Annotated in this window: 3 protein-coding genes; 1 reads left to right on the top strand and 2 read right to left on the bottom strand. The window is 72.5% G+C overall.

All coding sequences use genetic code 11. The features are described 5' to 3' along the window. Nucleotides 1-61 precede the first annotated feature (61 nt). Nucleotides 62-2,389, top strand: coding sequence for a HelD family protein (locus BKI49_RS26330; protein WP_095936766.1), 2,328 nt, complete (start codon nucleotides 62-64; stop codon nucleotides 2,387-2,389). A 58-nt stretch (nucleotides 2,390-2,447) separates the two neighbouring features. On the opposite strand, the gene glgB is transcribed toward BKI49_RS26330, so the two are convergent. Together glgB and BKI49_RS26340 are read right to left on the bottom strand one after the other, a co-directional pair. Further along, nucleotides 2,448-5,057 (bottom strand): 1,4-alpha-glucan branching enzyme, encoded by a 2,610-nt coding sequence (glgB, locus tag BKI49_RS26335; RefSeq protein WP_257004957.1) that lies wholly within the window; start codon nucleotides 5,055-5,057, stop codon nucleotides 2,448-2,450. A gap of 73 nt (nucleotides 5,058-5,130) precedes the next feature. After that, the gene (locus BKI49_RS26340) at nucleotides 5,131-6,558 is read right to left on the bottom strand and encodes a maltokinase N-terminal cap-like domain-containing protein (protein WP_095936739.1); all 1,428 of its coding nucleotides are present in this window, start codon (nucleotides 6,556-6,558) and stop codon (nucleotides 5,131-5,133) included. Nucleotides 6,559-6,685: the final 127 nt, after the last annotated feature.

The following is a 6,685-nucleotide window of genomic DNA, read 5'->3' on the forward strand; positions in this document are numbered from 1 at the left end:
TATTCGATGGTTCGCGACTTCAAGAGAATTAAGTCGCGGAGAAGTTCACTGGCCACAGTATATCCGGGCGGGAGCGGAATTGTCAAACAGGGGCTCACACACAGAATTTCCCGACGATGAATTGCGGAGAGAGCAGGAATTCATCGACGGGCTGTACGCGCGCGTGGACGCCCTGCGCGGGGTCACCGAGGCGTCCGTCGAGGACGCGCTCGCCCAGGGCAACACGCCCATGCAGGCCCGGCTCGAACGGGACGTGCTGGTCGCCGAGCGCTCCGGCCTGCTCGCCGCGCTGAACGCCGTCGACGGATCGCTCTGCTTCGGCCGCATCGACCTCGCCCCCGACCCCTCCTCCTCGTCCGGGCAGGGGGAGTCCCCGTCAGGGGTCAGCCACCACATCGGCCGCATCGGCATCCGCGCCGACGACACCGAACACACCCCGATCCTCATCGACTGGCGGGCCCCGGTCGCCCGCCCCTTCTACCTGGCCACCGGCCACACCCCCATGGGCCTGCGCCGCCGCCGGCACATCACGACCGAGGGCCGGCGCGTCACCGCCCTGCACGACGAGATCCTCGACCTGGGCGACCGCGAACGCACCGGACACGAGGACCCCACCGGCGACGCCGTACTGCTCGCCGCGCTCAACGCGGCCCGAACCGGCCGCATGAGCGACATCGTGCAGACCATCCAGGCCGAGCAGGACCGGATCATCCGCGCGCCGCACCGGGGCGTGCTCGTCGTCGAGGGCGGGCCCGGCACCGGCAAGACCGCCGTGGCGCTGCACCGCGCCGCCTACCTGCTCTACGAGCACCGCGAGCTGCTGGCCAAGCGCGCCGTCCTCATCGTCGGCCCCAACCCGGCCTTCCTCGGCTACATCGGCGAGGTGCTGCCCTCGCTCGGCGAGACGGGCGTCCTGCTCGCGACCGTCGGCGAACTGTTCCCCGGTGTGCACGCCACGGCCGGCGACACCCCCGAGGCCGCCGCCGTGAAGGGCCGCGCCGACATGGCCGACGTCCTCGCCGCGGTCGTCCGCGACCGGCAGGCGCTGCCCGATCCGGTCATCGCGATCGAGCACGACCGGGACGTCCTGATGCTCGACGCGGGCCTCGTGCAGGTCGCCCGCGAACGCACCCGCGAGGCCGGGCTGCCGCACAACGTGGCGCGTGAGCACTTCGAGGGACACATCCTCAACACCCTCACCGACATGCTCGCCGAACGCATCGGCACGGACCCGTTCGACGGGTCCAACCTCCTCGACCCCAGCGACATCACGCAGATCCGCGACGAGCTGGCCGAGAACCCCGAGGTCTGGTCCGCGGTCGACCAGCTGTGGCCGCGGCTGACACCGCAGCGCGTCGTCGCGGACTTCCTCGCCGCCCCCGAGACCCACCTCGGCGAACAGGACGCCGCCGCCGTCCGCCGCCCCGTCACCCGGGAGTGGACCACCGCGGACGTCCCCCTCCTCGACGAGGCCGCCGAACTGCTCGGCGAGGACGACCGCGTCGCCCGCGCCCTCGCCGACCAGGAGCGCCGCACCCAGGTCGCCTACGCGCAGGGCGTGCTCGACGTGTCGTACGCCTCGCGGACGTACGAGTTCGAGGACAAGGACGAGGAGGACTCCGAGATCCTCTCCGCGCACAACATCATCGACGCCGAACGGATGGCGGAACGGCACGAGGAGGACGACCACCGCAGCGCCGCCGAGCGGGCCGCCGCCGACCGGACCTGGGCCTTCGGCCACATCATCGTCGACGAGGCGCAGGAACTGAGCCCGATGGCGTGGCGGTTGCTGATGCGCCGCAGCCCCACCCGGTCGATGACCCTCGTCGGAGACCCGGCGCAGACCGCGGAGTCGGCCGGGGTGGGCTCCTGGGAGGAGATCCTGGCCCCCTACGTGGAGGACCGCTGGGAGCACACGCGGCTCGCCGTCAACTACCGGACCCCGTCGGAGATCATGGACCTCGCCGCGGCCGTGGTCCGGGCCGAGCAGCCCGGCTTCGAGCCGCCGCGGTCCGTCCGGTCGACCGGGGAACGCCCCTGGGTGCGGGACGCCGGCGTCGATCTGCCCGGAGCCGTCGCCAAGGCGGTGGCCGAACTGACCCCGGCCGAGGGGCGGCTCGCGGTGATCGCGCCGCGCCCGCTGCACGGCGCGCTGGCCGAGCGGCTGGACGGGGTCACCGCGGATGCCGAGCCCGACCTGACACGGGACGTGGTGCTGCTCGATCCGCGGCAGGCCAAGGGGCTGGAGTTCGACTCCGTGCTCGTGGTCGACCCGGCGTCGTACGGCACGAGCGACCTGTACGTGGCGCTGACCCGCGCCACCCAGTCGCTGGGCGTGCTCCACACGGGGACGCTGCCGCGGTCCCTGAGCGCACCCGAACCGGCCTGAGCGGCCGCGTCGTCGAGCGCCGGACGGCCGGAATCAGGCCGTCCGGCGCTCCACGCGGCTACGCGGGCCGGAGCCAGATCGTGGCGAGCGGGGGCAGGGTCAGCCGGATGCCGGCCGGGCGGCCGTGCGCCGGGTGGGGTTCGGGTTTGACGGGGTCGGGGTTCAGGACGTCGCTGCCGCCGTAGCGGCCGGCGTCGGTGTTGAGGACCTCGTGCCAGGCCGGAACGTCCTCGGGGACGCCGATGCGGTAGCCGTGCCGCACGACGGGGGAGAAGTGCGAGACCGCGAGCAGCGGGGTGCCGTCGGCGTCGTACCGCAGGAAGGCGAGCACATTGTCCTCGGCGGCGTCACCGGCGATCCAGCTGAACCCGGAGGGCTCGGTGTCGCGCTGCCACAGCGCGGGCTCGCGGCGATAGACCGCGTTCAGATCGCGGACGAGGTCGCGGACACCGCGGTGGTCGGGCTCGGCGGAGTAGGCGGGATCGAGGAGCCACCAGTCGGGGCCGTGCGCCTCGGACCACTCGGCGCCCTGGGCGAACTCCTGCCCCATGAACAGGAGTTGCTTGCCGGGATGGGCCCACATGAAGCCGAGGTAGGCGCGCACGGTGGCCCGCTGCTGCCACCAGTCTCCGGGCATCTTGGAGACCAGTGAGCCCTTGCCGTGGACGACCTCGTCGTGCGAGATGGGCAGGACGTAGTTCTCGCTGTAGGCGTACACCATCGAGAAGGTCATCTCGTTGTGGTGGTACCTGCGGTGGACCGGATCGTGGGCCACGTAGCCCAGCGAGTCGTGCATCCAGCCCATGTTCCACTTCAGCCCGAAACCCAACCCGCCGAATCCGCCCGGACCGTTGTGATGGGTGGCACGGGTGACACCGTCCCAGGCCGTGGACTCCTCGGCGATGGTGACGACGCCGGGGTTGCGGCGGTAGACGGTGGCGTTCATCTCCTGGAGGAAGGCCACCGCGTCCAGGTTCTCGCGTCCGCCGTGCTCGTTGGGGACCCACTGCCCGGGTTCGCGGGAGTAGTCGAGATAGAGCATGGAGGCGACCGCGTCGACGCGCAGGCCGTCGATGTGGAACTCCTCGCACCAGTACACGGCGTTGGCGACCAGGAAGTTGCGGACCTCGTGCCGCCCGTAGTCGAACTCGAGGGTGCCCCAGTCCGGATGGGCGGCACGCAGCGGGTCGGCGTGCTCGTACAGCGGACGCCCGTCGAATTCGGCGAGGGCCCAGTCGTCCCGGGGGAAGTGTGCGGGTACCCAGTCCATCAGGACGCCGATGCCGGCCCGGTGCAGGGCGTCGACGAGGTACTTGAAGTCGTCGGGGGTGCCCAGCCGTGCGGTCGGGGCGTAGAAGCCGGTCACCTGATAGCCCCACGACCCGCCGAAGGGATGCTCCGCCACCGGCATCAGTTCGACATGCGTGAAGCCCAGGTCCGACACATAGGCGGGGAGCTGCTCGGCGAGCTGGCGGTAGGTGAGACCGGGACGCCAGGACGGCAGGTGCACCTCGTACACGGAGAACGGCGCCTCGTGCGTCGCCCGCAGCCCCCTGCGCGACATCCACTCCGCGTCCCGCCACTCATGGTGGGATGTGTGGACGATCGACGAGGTGCGGGGCGGGGTTTCGGTGCGCCGGGCCATCGGATCCGCGCGCAGCGTGCGCGTCCCGTCCGGGCGGGTGATCTCGAACTTGTAGAGCTCGCCCTCGCCGATCGCGGGCACGAACAGCTCCCACACCCCGGAGGAGCCGAGCGAACGCATCGGATGACCCGTGCCGTCCCAGAAGTTGAAGCCGGCGGCGAGACGCACACCGCGCGCGTTGGGTGCCCACACGGTGAACCGCGTGCCGGTCACGCCCTGGTGGACCATCGGCTGCGCGCCGAGGGCCCGCCACAGCTCCTCGTGCCGGCCCTCGCCGATCAGGTGCAGGTCGAGTTCGCCCAGCGCGGGCAGGAAACGGTACGCGTCCTCGGTCTCCTGGACCGTCTCCTCGTACGCCACGAGCAGCCGGTACGACGCGGGGACGTCACGCAGCGGCAGCAGTCCCGAGAAGAACCCGTCCCCGTCGGCGTGCAGTTCGGCGCGCAGTTGGTCCGTCACGACGGTGACCCCGAGCGCGTACGGGCGGAAGACGCGGAAGGCCACGCCGTCCGGCACCGGATGGGCTCCGAGCACGCCGTGCGGATCGTGGTGGGTGCCGTCGAGCAGCCGTTCCCGGTCGCCGGGCCCGACGCCCGGGAAGAAGGGCGCGGGGTCGGCGACGGGGCCCGGCGCCTGCTCCGGGATGCGGGCCGGCTCCGGGACCGGTGGCGTGTCCGGGGTCCCCTCCGGGCGGGGAAGCTGCCTCGGAACCTTCGCGGAACTCGTGGACCTGCGCGTCTTCGCGGCCTTTTGCGCCTTGCCCGCGGCGGACTTCCCGGCCGCCGCCCGGGCCGGGGACTTCCCGGCCGCGCCCTTCCCGGCAGCGGTCTTCCCGTTCGCGTCCTCGGCCGCGGCCGACTCGGCAGCCCCCGCCGCCCCCTTCGCCGCCCCGGAAGCCTTGGGGGTCTTCCCGGCCGCCGTCGGGCCGGTCGCCGTCTTCTTGGCGGCAGCCGACTTCTTCGCGCCGGACTTCTTCGCGCCGGACTTCTTCGGACTGTCGTCGGACGGAGGGCGGGGCGTCACGGGCAGGGCCTCCTCGGCAGGATCGGGTGACATCGCGGGACCAGGTGGATCGAAGGGACCAGGGGAGCGGGGTTCAGGGCGACGCGGCCAGCCGGCGCACCGCCGCCATCGGCACCGGCAGCCAGTCGGGCCGGTGCCGGGCCTCGTACAGCACTTCGTAGACCGCCTTCTCCGTCTCGTACGCCCGCAGCAGGACGGGGTCGGTGCGCGGGTCGACGCCGGCGGCCTCCGCGTAGCCGGTGCAGTACGCGGCGCGGCAGGCGTCGGCCCAGCCGGGTATCAGAGGGGCGGGCACACCGGCGGCGCCCGGGGCGCCGGGGACCGAGTGGGCGGCGTAGTCGAACGAACGGAGCATGCCCGCGATGTCACGCGCCACGGGCTGCGGCATCCGGCGCTCGGCGATCGGCTTCGACGGCTCACCCTCGAAGTCGATCAGCGACCACTCCCCGGTGGGGGAGCGCAGACACTGCCCCAGGTGCAGATCGCCGTGGATGCGCTGCGCGGTCCAGGTGTGTCCCTCGGCGGCCAGATCGGCCAGCGCCTCGAACGCGGTCAGCAGGCCGGGCGCGTACGGACGCAGGGCGGGCACCGCCTGCGCCGCAGCCTCCAGACGCTCCGTCATGCCGTCGACGAGCAGCTCCATCTGCGCGCGGCCCAGCGTCACCGTGGGCAGCGTACGGGCGAGCGCCGTGTGCACCTCGGCGGTGGCCCGGCCCAGCGCCCGCGCCTCGCCGGCGAAGTCCTCGCCCTTGGCCAGTTCGCGCAGCGCCAGCTCCCAGCCGTCCGACGCGCCCTGCACGAACGGCTGGAGCACACCGAGGACGGACGTCTGCCCGCCCAGGTCCGCGAGCATCCACGCCGCGGGGGCCGGTACGCGCGCACAGCCCGCCCGGGACAGCGCCAGCGGCAGTTCCAGATCGGGATTGGTGCCCGGCACGATCCGGCGCAACAGCTTGAGAATGAACGTATCTCCGTACACGATCGACGAGTTGGACTGCTCCGCCGTCATCAGGCGCGGCACCAGGTCCCTGCGGATCTCCTGGCGCGTGTCCCGCTCGAAGCGCAGCTCGCCGACCCGGGCCCGGCTGCGCAGCGCTTCCAGCAGCAGCCCGGCGGGGCGCGGGTCGTACAGCGCCTCGTACACGGTGCGCCCGGCCAGCGGCCCCTCGTCCGGATGCCCGATCAGCGCGGGCGCGAGCCGGGGCGGCAGCGCCTCCCGGACACCGATGAGCAGTTGGTAGCAGTCGCCCGGCTGCGGGGCGGCACCCTGCGCCGGAGTGAGCGGCTGATGCGCTCGTAAGAGAAGGTGGAGCAGGCCCGCCTTCGCCCCGGGCGGCAGCAGTTCCACCGCCGAGACCAGCGAGAATCCGGTCACCGGACGCCCCTTGCCCGCGAACCAGCGCTGCCGCGGCAGCCACTCCCGCAGCAGTGGATCGAGGGACGCGAGAAGCTCGGGGCGTGCGACGGGGGCCGTTGCAGAGTGGGTTGCGGCTTCCGACATGGCGTCGCGTCCTTTCCCCGGAGTCGGGGTGTTACTGATGCGTGCCCAGGGCGGGGCGGGGGAAACCGCCCCGCCACCCGGGTCCTAGAGGGCGTCCTTGCGGAGCCGGAACCAGTAGAAGCCGTGG

Origin of the sequence: Streptomyces sp. Tue6028 (assembly GCF_002300165.1) — a bacterium.
GTDB classification, from domain to species: Bacteria; Actinomycetota; Actinomycetes; order Streptomycetales; family Streptomycetaceae; genus Streptomyces; species Streptomyces siamensis.

What these genes read in the sequence shown, in the direction of transcription:
- BKI49_RS26340 (WP_095936739.1), bottom strand. Translation starts at nt 6,558, where the DNA reads ATGTCGGAAGCCGCAACCCACTCTGCAACGGCCCCCGTCGCACGCCCC.